13 protein-coding genes are annotated in these 16800 nt (G+C 37.0%); all 13 read right to left on the minus strand.

The genetic code is table 11. From position 1 onward, the window contains the following. Nucleotides 1–11: 11 nt before the first annotated feature. Nucleotides 12–302 carry an Asp-tRNA(Asn)/Glu-tRNA(Gln) amidotransferase subunit GatC gene (gene gatC, locus JUJ52_RS10855; protein WP_121604640.1) on the minus strand — a complete coding sequence of 97 codons (291 nt, stop codon included), beginning with the start codon at nt 300–302 and terminating at the stop codon, nt 12–14. A 654-nt stretch (nt 303–956) separates the two neighbouring features. Beyond that, entirely contained in the window at nt 957–2477 is a 1521-nt protein-coding gene (gene putP, locus JUJ52_RS10860) for a sodium/proline symporter PutP (protein ID WP_026682832.1), read from the minus strand. Between the two features lie 922 nt (nt 2478–3399). Further along, nucleotides 3400–3543: a hypothetical protein gene (locus JUJ52_RS10865; protein ID WP_161629293.1), complete on the minus strand. Its 144-nt coding sequence runs from the start codon at nt 3541–3543 to the stop codon at nt 3400–3402. A gap of 14 nt (nt 3544–3557) precedes the next feature. Beyond that, nucleotides 3558–4835 (minus strand): helix-turn-helix domain-containing protein, encoded by a 1278-nt coding sequence (locus JUJ52_RS10870; RefSeq protein WP_026682833.1) that lies wholly within the window; start codon nt 4833–4835, stop codon nt 3558–3560. A 418-nt stretch (nt 4836–5253) separates the two neighbouring features. Then, nucleotides 5254–6366: a CamS family sex pheromone protein gene (locus JUJ52_RS10875; RefSeq protein ID WP_205389616.1), complete on the minus strand. Its 1113-nt coding sequence runs from the start codon at nt 6364–6366 to the stop codon at nt 5254–5256. A 3-nt stretch (nt 6367–6369) separates the two neighbouring features. Next, the gene (ligA, locus tag JUJ52_RS10880) at nt 6370–8382 is read right to left on the minus strand and encodes an NAD-dependent DNA ligase LigA (RefSeq protein ID WP_205389615.1); all 2013 of its coding nucleotides are present in this window, start codon (nt 8380–8382) and stop codon (nt 6370–6372) included. A gap of 13 nt (nt 8383–8395) precedes the next feature. Next, entirely contained in the window at nt 8396–10618 is a 2223-nt protein-coding gene (gene pcrA, locus JUJ52_RS10885) for a DNA helicase PcrA (RefSeq protein WP_121604636.1), read from the minus strand. An 18-nt stretch (nt 10619–10636) separates the two neighbouring features. After that, nucleotides 10637–11314 (minus strand): heptaprenylglyceryl phosphate synthase, encoded by a 678-nt coding sequence (gene pcrB, locus JUJ52_RS10890; protein ID WP_205389748.1) that lies wholly within the window; start codon nt 11312–11314, stop codon nt 10637–10639. 392 nt (nt 11315–11706) lie between these two features. Further along, the gene (locus JUJ52_RS10895) at nt 11707–12009 is read right to left on the minus strand and encodes a YerC/YecD family TrpR-related protein (protein WP_026682838.1); all 303 of its coding nucleotides are present in this window, start codon (nt 12007–12009) and stop codon (nt 11707–11709) included. A gap of 21 nt (nt 12010–12030) precedes the next feature. Next, nucleotides 12031–13080, minus strand: a complete 1050-nt coding sequence (locus tag JUJ52_RS10900; RefSeq protein ID WP_166530069.1) for a DUF3048 domain-containing protein — start codon at nt 13078–13080, stop codon at nt 12031–12033. Nucleotides 13081–13125: 45 nt separating this feature from the next. After that, nucleotides 13126–14868, minus strand: a complete 1743-nt coding sequence (locus tag JUJ52_RS10905; RefSeq protein ID WP_026682840.1) for an adenine deaminase C-terminal domain-containing protein — start codon at nt 14866–14868, stop codon at nt 13126–13128. Between the two features lie 508 nt (nt 14869–15376). Beyond that, a complete protein-coding gene (locus JUJ52_RS10910) occupies nt 15377–16267 on the minus strand; it encodes a M15 family metallopeptidase (protein WP_205389614.1) in 891 nt (296 codons plus the stop codon). Nucleotides 16268–16373: 106 nt separating this feature from the next. Then, nucleotides 16374–16800, minus strand: a 427-nt coding sequence (locus JUJ52_RS10915; RefSeq protein WP_228088951.1) for a sensor histidine kinase, incomplete at its 5' end; no start/stop codon positions are given.

The raw sequence follows: 16800 nt of genomic DNA on the forward strand, positions 1-16800 counted from the left end.
GCTTTTCCCTCCTACTCCAAAATAGATGGTACACGATACTGTCCATCTTGCTGATCAGGAGCATTTTTCATTGCTTCCTCCTGCGTTATCCACTTCTTTGGCTCATCCTTACGAAGCACATTCTTAATGTCTAACACGTGCGTCGTTGGCTCAACATCTGATGTATCTAATTCGTTAAGCTGCTCCGCATATGTAATGATCGAGCTTAATTGCTCTGTAAACATTTCTACTTCTTCCTCGCTAACTTCCAAACGAGCCAAATGAGCAACATGCTTTACTTGATCCTTCGATATATCTGCCACTAGCTTTCCCTCCAAATCTGTTTCTTCTATATTATATACATCTATTGCTTATCCATAAACTTTGGTAACACTATTGATAATAGCAGAACGACCCAACAATAATCAACTATGAAAGAAAAGCGAAGGTGTTTGATTTACGGTGCAGGAACTGCATCCATGCCTTACGTACGAAGCAGTGTTATTCAAAATGGCAATTTGCCGTTTATGCTTCTATAGGGCATCCACAATTTATAAAGTAAAACTTCCATTCATGGGGGCTGTTTATCTCCACGGATGGTTAGTACCACAAGGTTATGAAGGCGTCTGAACCAATCGGACATTTACTGGCAGTTGTCCCCACACTTTTCCTTATTGGATTCACCTTATTGCTTGAATGGGGGGGGTTACTGCCAGTTATATGCGGGATAAAAAAAGGCAAATTATTTTAATAAAGAAAAAGCCGAACTATTATTCGAATTAATGGTTGCCCCAGAAGATAGATTTTTCACTCTAACTTCTGGGAGCGATACCTACCTTAACATTCGAATCTGTTCGGCTTTGCTGGTTCTAAAATTTGTTGCGGCTTTGATAAAGTCCTTGAATTCGTTTATACTTTTTTCTATTGTTCTTTCGTTATTAGAAGCAGCGTTTAAGCCACATCTTATTACTTGTGATTTACTCTTTCAATTTTTCTAAGGTCTCGTCAAAGTCTGATTTTAGCTCAGGATCTGTTTTGCCAAGAAGACTCACAACGATTGCTACAATCATATTCATAATGAACCCGGGAACAATTTCATATAAATCAAAGATTCCACCAGAAAGTAGATCTCCCCAGATAATAACAGTAACTGCACCAACGATAATACCTGCTAGTGCACCATTTCGAGTAATGCCTTTCCAGAATAGTGACAGGATAATGATTGGACCAAACGCTGCACCGAAACCAGCCCATGCATAACCAACGAGATCAAGAACAGAGCTTTCCGGGTTCATGGCAATAATTAATGCTACAATCGCAATCAATACCGTTGCTATTCTTCCAACCCAGACTAATTCCTTCGCAGATGCTTTTTTACGGAAAATCGCTTTATAGAAATCCTCCGCTACTGCTGATGAAGATACGAGCAATTGTGAATCTACTGTACTCATAATTGCTGATAAAATAGCAGCTAACAGCACACCAGCTACTACAGGGTGGAATAAAATCTGTGAAAATGCAATAAAGATTTTTTCTGGATCAGCCAACACTTGAAGTCCATCTTGATTAGCCACTTCAATTCCAAATTGGCTTAGAATCGGTACTTCTTGTGTACTTATAAATGCTAATCCAATAAAACCAGTAAATATGGCACCGTAAAGTCCTAAAATCATCCACGCCGTACCAATAAATTTCGCTTTTGGTACATCTTTCGCTGAACGCAATGCCATAAAACGGACTAAAATATGCGGCTGACCAAAATAACCAAGTCCCCATGCTAGTGAAGAAATAATTGCCATTATTCCAACACCTTGAACCATATTAAGATGTGATGGATTGATTTCTCCGACTGCTTGTACAGCGTCACTCCATCCACCCATTTGGTTTAACGCGACAATTGGTACAATAATGAGTGCAAGAAACATAAGAATACCTTGTATAAAATCAGTCCAAGATACTGCCAAAAATCCTCCAAGTAACGTATATGATACAACAACGATCGCACCGATCCAAAGTGCTGTCATATAGTCAAGACCAAAAGATGCCTCAAATAATTTTGCACCTGCAACTAATCCTGAAGATGTGTAAAAGGTGAAGAATAATAAAATTACTAAAGCAGATATAACACGGAGAATATGTGATCTATCCTTAAATCTATTTTCAAGGAAATCAGGGATTGTAATCGAGTTATTTGATACTTCGGTGTAAATACGTAAACGTTTGGCAACAAACTGCCAATTTAAATAAGCACCTGTTGCAAGACCAATTCCCATCCAAGCTTCTGACATTCCAGATGCATAGATTGCGCCTGGTAAACCTAGTAACAGCCATCCACTCATATCAGATGCCCCAGCACTTAATGCTGCAACGCCTGGTCCTAGGTCTCGCCCACCGAGGACATAATCGGATAAGTTATTGGTACGATAATACATGACGACGCCGATAGCCAGCATCCCAAGTAAATATACAATAAAGGTTATTAATGTTGTAAGATCCACGTACTATTTTCTCCTCTCAGTAAATAAAGTAATGATCGATATTAAAAGTACAATTGGCATTGGAACAAATAACCAAAACCAGGTAGCACCTCGAATCGCATATTCCATACAAACAATGCCCCTCTCTCTAAAAATATAGCATTATTATTTTGAGATTCATTTCTCAAATAAGCACATCGACTATGATTTCATATAATTAATTATTTTTCAAGTTACATAGGGCTCACAAATGGCGCCCTATCAAGCTTCCTACTAAATAGAACTATCATATACAGTGATATGTTATGAAGAATAATCATTTTCATACATGAAAGAGATAAGAGTTCCGTATATGTAAATATAGTCCAAATCCTTTTAAATAACTCCTAATAACTCAAAATTTCTATATAAAAAATTTTTTCAATAAATTTTTCAATCTGAGCCATATGCTGTAGATTATTCCGCTAAAGTGCTGGAAGACTTCAACTTTAAGAGCCTGTGTTGGTACAAAAGGGACTAAGTGGGAGAAAACGACACCTAAATACCCAATTTGTTCAGAACCTTTGGGTCATACTCTTGTGGTACGAACATTCAGTAGGGTATGGAAGAAAACTTCTACGGAATGAAGTTTCACTTTATCGGAACATAAGTGCAAGCGCCAGATTAGAAACGTAGAGACTGGAGCGAATCAACGAAGATAAAGGAATCACGGTGAGCTTGCGAGCCGATGATAACTTATCCTAGGGCGATTCGTGAAGTCTATCTGGACGCTAGAGCTGGACGCGGCTCAACACGCCCCTATTTCTCCATAGCCTCAAATTTTATATTTTCCTAGACTACAAAAAAAGTCCCGGAATGGGTTCCACGCCATCCCAGGAAAATCCATCATATAGTAATAGGGTAAAAAAATTTAAAAACCAGTTTGCGAAAAAATCAAAAATAACTAAAATTGTGATACAGGTTGCCCAATAGACACAACCTCAGGCTCGAGTTCATGAGCTAATTCTGTTGAATTATTGTCATGAGTATTTAAAAATCCTATCATAAGAAGTGAGCCTAATGCCATTGAAGCAAATAACTTCTTCATTAACATCCCCCCCTTTAAAGATTAATTAATTCATTATAAGCTGAATTTGCTAGTTTATAATATTTAACAGATTCTTTATACTTACCAAGCTTTTCAAAATGGCTGCCAAGCATTTTAGCATAGACAACTAAATTGCTATGGTCGTCATGCTGCTTCAGATAAGGTATAAATTCATCTGTTACTAATGCCCTGAACTTTTCTTGCTCATTGTTTAATGCATAGGTGTACGTATGAATAATATAGTAATACAGTTGATAATAATGATCATCACTAGCTAAGTCTAATATTGTTAAAGCTTTTTTAATCATTTCCTTTGTTTTTTCATAATCTCCAATATTATAATATTCTTTTATTAATGATGTTATTGATGCAAGTCTTTCTTTTATTTTTATCGCTTCATCATCTTCTTCTTCAATAACAAAAACATAGTATTTAATAGCTTCTTCAGTATTGCCAATCTTAGAGTGAGCATATCCTAAATTTAGATTCGCTAACTGAATTACCTGTTTATTTTTATTTAGTTCACCTAAATGCTTTGCTAAATTATAATTTTTAATAGCTTTATCATACATATCAATTCTACGGTAGGAAATCCCTAACAGTATATGGCATTGGGCACAACGGATAAAATTATAATTTCGTTGAAAGACATCCATCGCCTTATTGGCATAATCAATAACTTCCAACGTATTTCGTAACTTACTATTTGTGACTGAAATCGTATAATGTAAATCCGCAACTTCCTCTTCATCAAGATCTACCTGATTTATTTTATCCTCTGCCATCTTATACAATCGCATTGCTTGATTAAATTCTCCAGTAAATGAATAATAATTCCCCTTAAATTTGTACCAATAATAAAGATGGTCATTATCAAATGAATTAACCATTTCACTTAATTCATTCATCTTAGATAACGCTTTATCGATTTGTCTTAAGATTATATAGTATCTAATTTTGTGAATCTCAAATAGAAAAAAGCTATCATTAATGCTTCTGTCCATTAATGCTTGTAAATCCTTATATGTATCGATTATCTCTTTTTTGTCATATACATCAAAAAGCATTGCATACCATTGCTTACACTTTTTTTGTAAGTCTGTATCAACTCCATCGATCAATTCGATACCAAGTCGATTACATAGTAATTGAATTATTTCAGGGCTCGCGTCTGTTTTTTTATTTTCGATCTTGGATAAATAGGATAGTGAAACGATGCCTTCTGCTAACTCTCCTTGTGTCATCTCTTGCTTCGTACGCTGCAGTTTGATAAAGGGACCTATTTCTATCAACCTTCCCACCTACCATCTACTTTTTATTATGCTACTTTATTTTGTATAGTCATATTATAACATAATTTCAGATAATTCATATTGGGAAAATAATAGAGAAATGAACACTATTTATAGGCGAAACAGGCAAAAAAACTTTCCAATTTTCCTCACAGAGGAAAATTAGTCCTTGTTCGACATGAATCATGGTAAGAAACCTGAATTATTTATATGACTATTTTATTATGAATTTACAACTTTTCGGAAGTCTTCGAAAAACACAAGTCACTTTTAGGTAATCTGGTCTGTCTCTTTCGTATAAGAATTTACGAAAAATTGTACATTATTGTTTAGTTCTCGTTTGTTTTCCTGACTTTCCTAACCAAATAAAGTAAAAGGATGGAGACGATCTCCATCCTTTTACTTATTACTTTCTTTATTAATGGAAAATATGCACCGTCGGCTTATCGGCTCCTGCCTCACGGTATATCATACTTTCTAGTTTATCACTGGAAGTAATTTTAATCTCTAAATCATAGTAATCCTTAAACATATCCTGTACTAATCCATAGGCATACTGTGTGAAGCCAACCACTTCACCTTTTCCGTAGAATTCAATCGGGATTTCAATTGTCATCTTTTGCAATTCTTCATTCATATAGAATCCTTCCCCAATGACTCCTACATAGTTTGGAAAATATGAAGCAATTTCTTTTCCAAAGCTAGTAACGATCTCTTGATCCTCATAATATTTTTTCTTCCCCTCGTCGGAAGGGAATAAAACATATTCTTCATCAAGCGTATCCCAATCACCAATGGATGCACTATTACTAGGAACATTAGTCTTTGCAATAAAATTTCCTGGAACTGGGGAAGATTGATCTTCCTCCCTATATAAAGCCATCATCACGGGTACTTTTTCTAAGCCCTCGATTTCTCGAATACTTTTTATGACCTTCTGGGCAATCTTATTTCCTTCCTTTAGCATTTCAGACTTGGAAATCGATTCATAATAGTAGGGACCACCGGGCTCCGTTTGGAAGCGATAGACGGACTTCATTGCAATTCCAATCGATATTCCGGCTAATTCTACAGATTTATCCTCTTTTTTTACCAAGTAATTTTGCTCTAAAATATGAGAAAGATAACGTGGATTATCCTCAAAGTATTTTTTCTTGGCCTTTTCCTTTTTAGGCGGGTTTAACTTATCAATCCACTTAAGCACAGTATCTTCATCAATATACTGACCTTCCTGAAATAAATATTTCTTCGGATCATACACTTCCTTGGATTGACGACGTAATCCTTCCTCCATCTCATCAATATCTAGTCGATTGGCCACTTGTCCAACGATGACTCCCCTAGCTTTCCCCGGTTCAAAGGGAAGAATCATTTTATAATTTTCCTCCGATAATTGATAGCTTGGTACGATTGCTGTTTCCTGCTTCGAATCAGACTCATCGTTTTGAACAACTTCTTCTTCATTGACATCGGGAGCACAGCTTGTCACGAATAAAAGCACGCCCAGTAACCAAATACTTAATTTTTTCATGACTTACACTCCTCCATTTTCAATAGCTTGCTGAAATTGTTCTTCATTCCATACGTCAACTTCAAGCTTCTGGGCTTTCACCAGCTTCGATCCGGCATCTTCTCCCGCGATTAGGATATCCGTCTTTTTACTAACACTGCCAGTAACAGACCCACCTAACCCCTCAATAATTTCCTTTGCTTGAGGCCGAGTAAAATACTCCATTTTCCCTGTTAATACAATCGTCTTCCCATGAAATATGCTTTCCTCTGTTTGTGTAGAAGGCTTCGTCCCTAAATACGTCATGTTAATTCCCAGATCTCTTAGCTCATTTAAGAGATCAATAACTTGCTGCTCTTGAAAATATTGCGCGATTGAATCAGCCATTTTATCTCCAATTTCATTTATTTCTAATAGGTCTTCATATGTTACTTTTTGCAGGTTATCCATCGTTTCAAATTCCATTGCTAATGTCTTTGCAGCCTTTGATCCGACAAATCGAATACCTAATCCAAACAGCAGGCGCTCCAGTGAATTCTCCTTTGATACTTCAATAGCACGTAATAAATTATCAACTGACTTTTCGCCCATACGTTCTAACTCAAGCAATTCTTCTTTTTTCAGACGGTAAATATCAGCTATTGTATGCACAAGGTTCTCCTGAAAAAGCTGAATAATTACTTTCTCTCCTAAACCATCAATATTCATAGCATTACGTGAAACAAAGTGAATAAGCCCTTCCTTCAATTGCGCAGGACAACTAGGATTAATACAACGTAAGGCAACTTCCTCTTCTAATCTAACTAATTCACTCCCACAGGCTGGACATTCAGCTGGCATATGGAATTCCTGCTCTGAGCCAGTACGCGCTTCGACCATCGCTCGTACCACTTTCGGGATAATATCACCAGCTTTTTTAATCACTACGGTATCGCCAATACGGATATCCTGTTCTCGGATAAGATCCTCATTGTGCAAGGAAGCTCGTTGTACGGTAGTTCCAGCTACTTTTACAGGGTTGAGAATAGCCGTTGGTGTGACAACGCCAGTTCTCCCTACACTTAATTCAATATCCGTTAATTTTGTTACTGCTTCTTCTGCTGGAAATTTATAAGCAATTGCCCAGCGTGGACTTTTCGCAGTAAAACCTAACTCCTCTTGTTGCTTGAGATTATTTACTTTTATAACTATCCCATCGATTTCATAATTTAAATTTGGACGTTCATTCGTCCAATAGGAAACATACTCTAAAACTTCATCAATGGTATCGCATTTTTTCCACTCTGGGTTTGTTTTCAGCCCTAACTCCTTCAGTCGTTCCAAACGCTCACTATGTGTGGTTAGTTTACTATTTTCCCACGCACCAACCCCATAGAGAAAGATGTCCAAATTTCGCTTAGCAGCAATCTTTGGGTCAAGCTGCCGTAAAGAACCTGCTGCCGCATTACGAGGATTCGCAAATGGCTCTTCCTCATTTGCTTCTTTTTCCTTATTTAAGGCTAAAAACGATTGATGAGGCATAAATGCTTCACCACGAACTTCAATGGTTTCCGTTTCTTTAATGGATAGTGGGATACTACGAATGGTTCGCAGATTACTAGTAATATCCTCACCTGTCGTACCATCCCCACGCGTAGCTCCACGTACCAATTTTCCATTTTCATACGTCAGCGAAACAGCTAAACCATCAATTTTTAATTCACAGACAAATTGAACTGGTTCATCTGTTCCCTGACTTGCGCGTCGTGCAAAATCTCGCAAATCCTGTTCATTAAACGCATTTCCCAAGCTTAACATCGGAATCTTATGCTGAACTTTTTGAAATGCGTCTAACGGTTCTCCGCCCACTCTTTGCGTTGGAGATTCGGCAGTTACCAGGTCTGGAAAAGCCTCTTCAAGTTTTCGCAGTTCCTGCATTTTCTGGTCATAGACCACATCTGGAACGGAAGGGTTATCCAGCACGTGATATTCATAATTATAGTGATTTAAAATTTCGGTTAATTGCTTAACCTTATCTTGTGCCTGTTGTCGATCCATGCAAGCACCTCCCTTACTCCTTCGTGATTGGCGCAAATTTAGCCAAGACTCGTTTTATACCTACTGGCGCTGGAAAAGCAATATCTAACTCCATTGCCTCTCCTTCTCCTTGAACTTTAACAACTGTACCAACACCCCATTTTTTATGGCGTGCCTTCTCACCAGGTCCCCACGTCTCATTCTCTGCACCTGTCGTTTTTTGCATACGCTCCGCTTTACGTTTCATAGGTGCAGGAGCTGGCTTAGATTTCTGTCCGATACTTCCACCAAACATAGACATTTTCGCTTCTTCCATTCCATCAATTAATTCTTCTGGAATTTCATTAATAAATCGACTAACGGGGTTCATGTTCGTCCGGCCGAAAAGTGTACGCATTTTAGCATGCGTCATATAAAGCTCTTTCTCCGCTCTCGTAATGCCTACATAAGCTAGTCTTCGTTCTTCTTCCATTTCTTCTTCATCTAACATCGAACGACTGTGCGGGAAAACATTTTCTTCTAAACCGATTAAGAAGACAACCGGAAATTCTAGTCCTTTGGCCGCGTGTAATGTCATTAATGTAATTTTTTCCTCTGCCTCTGTCTCTTCTTCATCTACTTGATCAATGTCAGCAATTAAAGCCAGATCTGTTAAAAAAGCAACAAGTGTCTTGTCCTCACTGGTTTCTTCAAAATCCTTTGTTACAGTCATAAATTCTTCCAAGTTTTCCAAGCGACTTTGCGCCTCGATCGTTCGTTCATTTTTCAGCATTGTTTCATAGCCTGTCCGTTCTAAAACGGCTTCTACCATATCGGTTGCAGTAAGAAACTCTTGCTGCTGCGATAATGTACGAATAAGATTACCAAATTCCGCTAGAGCATTTGCGGCCTTTTTCGAAACACCGGTAAAATCAACCTCTTTAACTGCTTCATGAAAGGATATATCATGGAGTGCTGCATATTCACGTAATCGATCAATGGATGTTTTTCCGATTCCTCTTTTTGGAACATTAACAACGCGTTCAAAGCTAAGGTCGTCATCGGGATTAGCTATAAGTCGAAGGTAAGCTACCATATCTTTAATTTCCTTACGATCATAGAACTTAGTACCACCTACCATTTGATAGGAAATATTTGACTTCACTAATGTGTCCTCAATCGCACGTGACTGTGCATTTGTTCTGTACAGTATTGCCACTTCACTTGGTGAATATCCTTGACTACGCGTTAATTCTTGAATCTTTTCAGTTACAAACAATGCCTCTTCTTGTTCTGTAGCACCTTGAAAGTAATGAATATTTTTACCTTCTGGATTTTCTGTCCACAGCTTCTTTGGTTTTCTTCCACTATTGCGTTCGATAACTTTATTAGCGGCTTGTAAAATTGATTTCGTTGATCGGTAATTCTGCTCCAACAAAATTGTCCGTGATGTTGGATAATCCTTCTCAAAAGTAAGGATATTGGTAATATCAGCTCCCCGCCAACGATAGATCGATTGATCCGAGTCACCAACAACACAAAGGTTTTGATACCTGCTTGCAAGTTGTTTCACAAGTGCATATTGTGCATGGTTTGTATCTTGATACTCATCAACATGAATGTATTGAAATCTCCTTTGATAATATTCCAATACCTCTGGTACTCGTTGAAAAAGATGTATCGTCTGCATAATTAAATCATCGAAGTCCAGAGATTGATTTTTTTGTAGCATCTTTTGATAAGCCTCATATACTTGACCTACTTGACGATCAAAGAAGTTACCTACCTTTTTATTAAATTCTTCAGCAGTAACTAATTCATTTTTCGCAGCACTAATTTGTCCTAGCATTGCTCGTGGCTCAAATTTCTTTGGATCCATATTAAGGTTTTTTAAAATTTGTTTAATCGCAGACAACTGGTCACTGCTGTCCAAGATAGTAAAGTTACTGTTATAACCAATTCGGTCAATATCTCTTCGTAAAATTCGTACACACATGGAGTGAAAGGTCGAAACCCACATTTGATCACTCTCAGGTCCAACTAATTTACGCACGCGTTCTTTCATCTCACGTGCAGCTTTATTCGTAAATGTAATTGCTAAAATATTACGAGGAGAAACGTCCTTTTCTCCTAATAAGTAAGCAATCCGATGGGTTAATACTCTTGTCTTTCCACTTCCTGCACCGGCCATAATAAGTAAAGGGCCGTCTGTATGTGTAACAGCTTCTTTTTGCTGTTTATTTAATCCTTTTAATAAGTCATCTTTTGTTTGACTCATTTTTACACCGCCTAACTATTAACTATCTTTTACCGCTTTTACCGTTTTTAATGCTTGCTTGATATCTGTATATATACGATTGCCAACGATAATTACATCCGCGTGTTCTTTCATTTCCCGTGCCTGTTGGACTGTTTCAATACCACCACCGTAAAACAATAGTGAATGTTCCAATTGAGCTTTTACTTTTTCGACCAGCACTGGGTCCCCGTAGGTTCCACTATACTCCATATAAAAGACAGGCAAGTGAAAAACCTTATCTGCCATATAAGCATACGCAATCACATCATCTTCATCCGGTAAATAACTGTTCGTATGTATGAAAGCTTTTGCGTCCTTATTCAATATACAATATCCTTCAAATAATATCTCACTATACTCAAGCATATCAACAAATTCTTTAATAGCTTGATGCTGAATATCCATCATCCACTTTTTTTCCTTCGAATTAAGCACCATAGGAATATAGTAATAATCAAAGCCTGGAGTTATTGCATCCATGGATGAAATCTCTAAAATACAAGGTACTGTATATCTACGTATTCTTGAGAGTAGATCAAGCACGCCATCTAATGTTATGTTATCTGTCCCACCTACAATTATGGCATCTGTCCCTGACTCACAAACCATTTCTAAATCTTCATCTGAGATTTCTTTGGCAGGATCAAGCTTAAAAATATGCTGCCAAGCATTCATTGTTTTATCCAAAATAATAGTCCTCCATCATTATAATCCATTAGTTTATTATACCAAAAAACATTCTAGGAATTTAGAGATAAGGATAATCTTTTTACGTAAAACATGCGTGAGTCCATATATTTTAACGAAAACGCTGTACACTGCAAACAAGTGGATTTATTATCAACTGTTAAGCAAAAAGTTAACTTCATCGTTTCTTGCTGTATGTGCTTCTATTCTTGACCTTCATAGGACAGCTTCCTAGAGCACATATAGTGGTCGGGAAACCAGCGTTATCTTACCAAGAAGTTTTTTGACCCACATTAAAGCTTCCCAGAACCCTTGGCATAGCTAGGGAGGTTTAAAACAAAAAACTAGAAATGTCGATGATGACATTTCTAGTTTTTTGTTTAATCGTCTTTGTCCCCTATGATGCGATCAAGTACTAATTGATACCCTTCACTTCCAAAATTAATGCACCGTCTTACTCGTGATATCGTAGCAGTTGATGCATTTGTCTCCTGTTCAATTGCATTATACGTACTTCCATCCATTAGCATTTTTGCTACTTGTAATCGTTGGGAAATAGAATGGATTTCTGACATCGTTGCAATATCATCAAAAAAACGATAGCATTCTTCCCGGTCTTTTAATGAAAGGATTGCATCAAATAATTGATCCAATTGTTTCCCACGTAGTTTATCTATTTGCACACCAAAGCCCTCCTGCTTCCATTACTCATTTGATATCATTACGGCTCTCTTTATACCAGGTTCGGTCGGAATCACATTAATCCACGTTTTTCCTGGAGCAAATGCAACTTCTTTCCCGTCTTTCATTGGAACAATTCTTCCATTTCTATTTTCCCAGCGAAGTTCTTGAACTACACCTTTTTGCAAGAGATAAGCATCTCCACCTGATTGTAAATCGATAGCCCGACGACCAGCATCATCAATTACTTCATGATGAGTCTCTATTATAAATACATTACTAGCCTGAATAGCTTCCTCTGATTCTAACTCTATTGTCTTTTCCTGATCACTGTATCTTGTATATGCTTGCGAACGTTTATTATAATCAAATTCAACAATCTCCGTAGGCGTATCGGAATATACAATTTTCACATGGTTACCAGGTTCACCAGCTACCTGCTCACCTTCTGATAAGAAAGGCAAGGGCTCATACGTTGCTTTCGTATCATAGCCTTTCGCTTCTGCTTTTTCATAGACAGATCCAAGCTGTAAATACGAATTATGCGGTGCCTTTCTAAAAGGTTCACGTTTAAATAATACACCATCATTATCATAAAACGAACCATTCAAATGGTCAATTCCCCGCTGTTCTATCCTATCATTTACAAATCCAGCAGCCCCATGATAAACATAGATTGCATTATAATCATTTGCTAGTTCGAAATAGTATTCTCTCGCACTTCGTACAGGTCCTACAACATCTGGCATTTCACTTTGGAAGAGTGCTAAAAACCGAGTAATTTTACCTTCTGCTAGCATTTCAAATACGATATCTGCTTTCGATAATCCTGTCTGTGGTCTAGCTTTTGTGTGATTATTAACCATTACACCTACCATTCTATTATTAACGACTTCATCTGTACCTATTCCTGTTAGTGGATACATATTTTCATATTCTTCCGGGACTTGGAACGAATCGGACTTCTGTTCCAAGCCAGAATCCTTCGATTCATTATCACGAGCTTCCTTTTCATCATTACACGCTGCAAGAAATATAAAAGCTAGAAAAACGATACATAATAATTTTTTCATATTCCACAACACCTTTGAAAAGTTAGTATAGTATTATATTATACGCTAACACATCGTTGCCGGGAATAGAACTTCTTTTTTCTTCACATCGATAATTCCTTGTTGTGTAATTCGTATATAAGGTAGATGTGTTGACGCAAGAAAGAAGATGGAATATACCGGATCTTGAAATGGATAGCCAAAATCCTGTAAATAATCCTTTAATTCTTTCTCCTTTTCAATAAGCTCTTTCATATCTCCATCAAACATCATACCACTTAGAGAAAGCGGAATTTCTAAAAGGATCTTCCCTTGATGGACGAGGACAATACCTCCACCCATTTCTTTTATCCGTTTCCCCGCAAGTATAATATCTTGTTTATCCTTACCAATGAACACAAAGTCTCCAGTTGTTGAATACGAGCTGGCAAGTGCACCTAATTTACTAGTAAATCCGCGTAATGTTGTATTAACTCGCCACTTTCCTTTTCTGTCCAGCATTAATAAAAAGGCCTCATTTGTTTGCTCAGGAAGTCTATCGACCGTTATATCGATTTCAATTGGATAAGGCTTCATAATGACATCATTCACCATTTCTAAACCAATTGGAACGGAAAATTGCAGTTCATTTTTTCCTAGTTCCCAATCTAAATTCAACGGTTTAAGTCCGTATGCTTGCCAATCAATTTTTTGGTGAACGGTTTCTTCCGCTCCATTTTTTACAATCCATTTTCCTTTAGCAAGGACACTTTCTGGATGCGGATTATCCTTTGCATATAAAATATTAATATGAGCAAGCCGACCAGGCGCAATACTTCCCAATTGTTCTTCCATGCGAAGATGCTTAGCAGCGTTAAAGCTCCCCATCAGATATGCCTCCTCCAATGGAATACCTTTTTTGATAGCAATATCAATACAGACATTCATTAAGCCATCTTCATAAAATCCAGGTGTAGCTCCATCCGTTGTCATCGTTAAATGATCAAATGACTTTAGGTCAAGCGCAATCAGCTCTGCTAGTATCCTTGGCAAGTCTGGTCGAATGGAGGAGTAGCGTAAACCAACTTGATACCCTAGCTGTAAACGCCGGATTACTTCTTCTCCTGTCATCGATTCATGGTCTGCATTAATTCCTAATAATTTCATTTTCGTTAATGTCCGTTCAGACGCACCCGGAAAATGCCCTTCAACCGGCTTTCCATGTCGCTTCGTCTCTTGTATCCAGTAAAGTAGCCGATCATCCCCAGCTAATAGTTCTGGCCATGCGGTTAATTCGCCACCCTGTAAAACGGCTGGATGCTTAATCCATTCTAAGACGTCTTCCGTACGAAAGATATCATCTTGCTGCTGCATTTCAGTTTGAGCGTCAAACCTTGCCCACCAATACATTGACACAGGTAGCTTACGAAATTCATCCAATATAGAAAACGCTTTCTTTTTTTGCAACAAAAAAAGCCATAACAGGTTATCATTTACTAATGTCGTTGTACCAGTCCTTCCAGCATGTTTTGCCAATTGTTCTGGATTATACAGTTGGAATGGATGTGCGTGTGGCTCGATATAACCTGGCACTGCATACTTTCCCTGACAGTCATAAACTTCCGTACGGTTCATATTTTTAGGAGTTTTGTCTCCAACATATACGATCCGATCCTCATCGATCCAAATGTTCGCTTGTAACCATTGTTTTGTATACGCATTTAAATACGTGCAATTTGTTAAAACTAATGTCGGTGACGACGCTTCATCAATCACTCGAACATGTTGCCTAATTTCTCTATTTCTCCAGTGATATCCGTTATTTTGCATGGTTAAACAACTCTCTCCATCTTAATATTTCTTTTTCATTTCCTAACCGTATACCTTCTGTAAAGATATAAATACTGTTAACAGCTAACTTTATCCGTAACAACCAAATCCCTTCGTATTTGCTTAGCTAAACCCTGTTCGGCAGGGAAGCATAAGTGAACTCATGACTTACAAACCTCTAGCTTACTTGAATAAAGTGGGAGGCTTACTGCGGATAAAAAAGATCTAAGCCGATATTTCCCTTTATTTTACCATATTTTTTGCTTTCTCACTGTAATGTTTTTGTAAACTAAAGTGAAATTTTTGTGAAGACAGGAATGGCACTTTTCAAGTGTTACTAACTCTAGGTAACGATCACAGTAAACAGTAATAGATAAATTTTCAGTAGGGATTCTTCATTAATAGTTATATGTGGGATATAATTCGAGTTTAACTGATTCTTTCAGGACATTAAAAAGACTAAACCAACACTAGATTTAGCCATTGTATCAAATTTATGTCCATTCTGCTATACTTGAGTACCGCTATCCATATTCTGCCTTGTTGTCACAATTACTCCATCCATATTATTACCTGAGATAGTATATTCACTATCGGTTGGTACCAATATTTTTGGATGGTCTTCTGAAACAGGAAAGAAACAAATAAGGAATTTCTCCCCTTGGTATGTGGTTGCTATTTGCTTTTCTTTCTTTAAATAAGTTAAATACTCTTCCAATACGAGATTCTTTTCATACATAATTGCACTATGAGGCAGACCAACATAACGTAAATGCCATGGCTCATATTCAATACCTGTAATATGCACTTTAGCTTTAGGATAGCGAAGTACAAAACCAAATTTCCAAGCGTTTTTTTGTATCCAAGCTCCCTCCGCTGCATATTTAATACTTTCCTTTGTAGATCCAACATCTAGAGCCAATCCTAAATTATGCTCACTATAACCTGGTGGTAAAGCATAATCTTTTCCCTTTTCCTCGTATAACACTTTTTGTTCCTCTTGGTCTCTAAAAGCACTACTTAATAAAAAGTTATGCACATTATCCTTTTGGGCAGCTTCAACCATGTCCGAGAATTTTCTAGCTACTTTTTCGGATAAACGTAGATCTTGATGGAGCAATCCATAATTTGCGATTAATTCTCGATGGTTAATTAATTGGATCATATCTTTTTTAATATATCGTTCCTTTACAGGAAATTCATCATTAACTAATAATAATTCACCCTGATACATTTCTTCCTTATTTATTTCTTTTTCTTGTAAATCAAATTGTTCCAAATTGATATTTTCCTTTGGAACCATATTTGGTTTATCTTCATTTAATACGGATACAGGGGTAATATATACTATGCCTATTACAATAGATAAAAACAACAATATGAAAAACCACTTCTTCATGTAGAACTTCCCCTCCTTGATTTCTTCTCTCTATACACATCTTAGGAAAATATCTTTAATAAAAAAGTGGGTAAAATCTTAAATATTTCTTAACTAATTCTGTTTCTTACTCATCATCACTGCTAGTAAGACGAACTTCAAATACGGTTTGCTTCAAATTACTCTTTGCAGTGATTGTGCCGTTATGTTGCTCTATTATATTCTTTGCTATAAATAAGCCCAGTCCGCTTTTATTTTTTTGCATCGTTCGTGATTTATCTCCTGTATAAAACATATCAAATATATGTGGTAAATCTTCATCTGCTATGATACTTCCATAATTAATAACTTGGATAATAGCTTCCTGATTTTCTTGAAAAGCACGAATATCAATAAATTCCCCATCGGACCCATACCGATTGGCATTTGTTAGTAAATTTTCAAATACACGAGCTAGTAAATCACCATCCCCTAAAGTCATCAAATTAGATTGGATATCCTGTCGTAAATGTAGAGAACTTTTTTCAAAAATTGGATACATTTCTTCTGCTAAT

This window comes from Virgibacillus sp. AGTR, from assembly GCF_016919725.2.
GTDB lineage: Bacteria > Bacillota > Bacilli > Bacillales > Amphibacillaceae > Virgibacillus > Virgibacillus salarius.

Coding starts and splice junctions, on each gene's coding strand:
- JUJ52_RS10865 (WP_161629293.1), bottom strand. CDS start 3,543: ATGAAGAAGTTATTTGCTTCAATGGCATTAGGCTCACTTCTTATGATA.
- JUJ52_RS10875 (WP_205389616.1), bottom strand. CDS start 6,366: ATGAAAAAATTAAGTATTTGGTTACTGGGCGTGCTTTTATTCGTGACA.
- ligA (WP_205389615.1), bottom strand. CDS start 8,382: ATGGATCGACAACAGGCACAAGATAAGGTTAAGCAATTAACCGAAATT.
- pcrA (WP_121604636.1), bottom strand. CDS start 10,618: ATGAGTCAAACAAAAGATGACTTATTAAAAGGATTAAATAAACAGCAA.
- pcrB (WP_205389748.1), bottom strand. CDS start 11,314: ATGAATGCTTGGCAGCATATTTTTAAGCTTGATCCTGCCAAAGAAATC.
- JUJ52_RS10900 (WP_166530069.1), bottom strand. CDS start 13,080: ATGAAAAAATTATTATGTATCGTTTTTCTAGCTTTTATATTTCTTGCA.
- JUJ52_RS10905 (WP_026682840.1), bottom strand. CDS start 14,868: ATGCAAAATAACGGATATCACTGGAGAAATAGAGAAATTAGGCAACAT.
- JUJ52_RS10910 (WP_205389614.1), bottom strand. CDS start 16,267: ATGAAGAAGTGGTTTTTCATATTGTTGTTTTTATCTATTGTAATAGGC.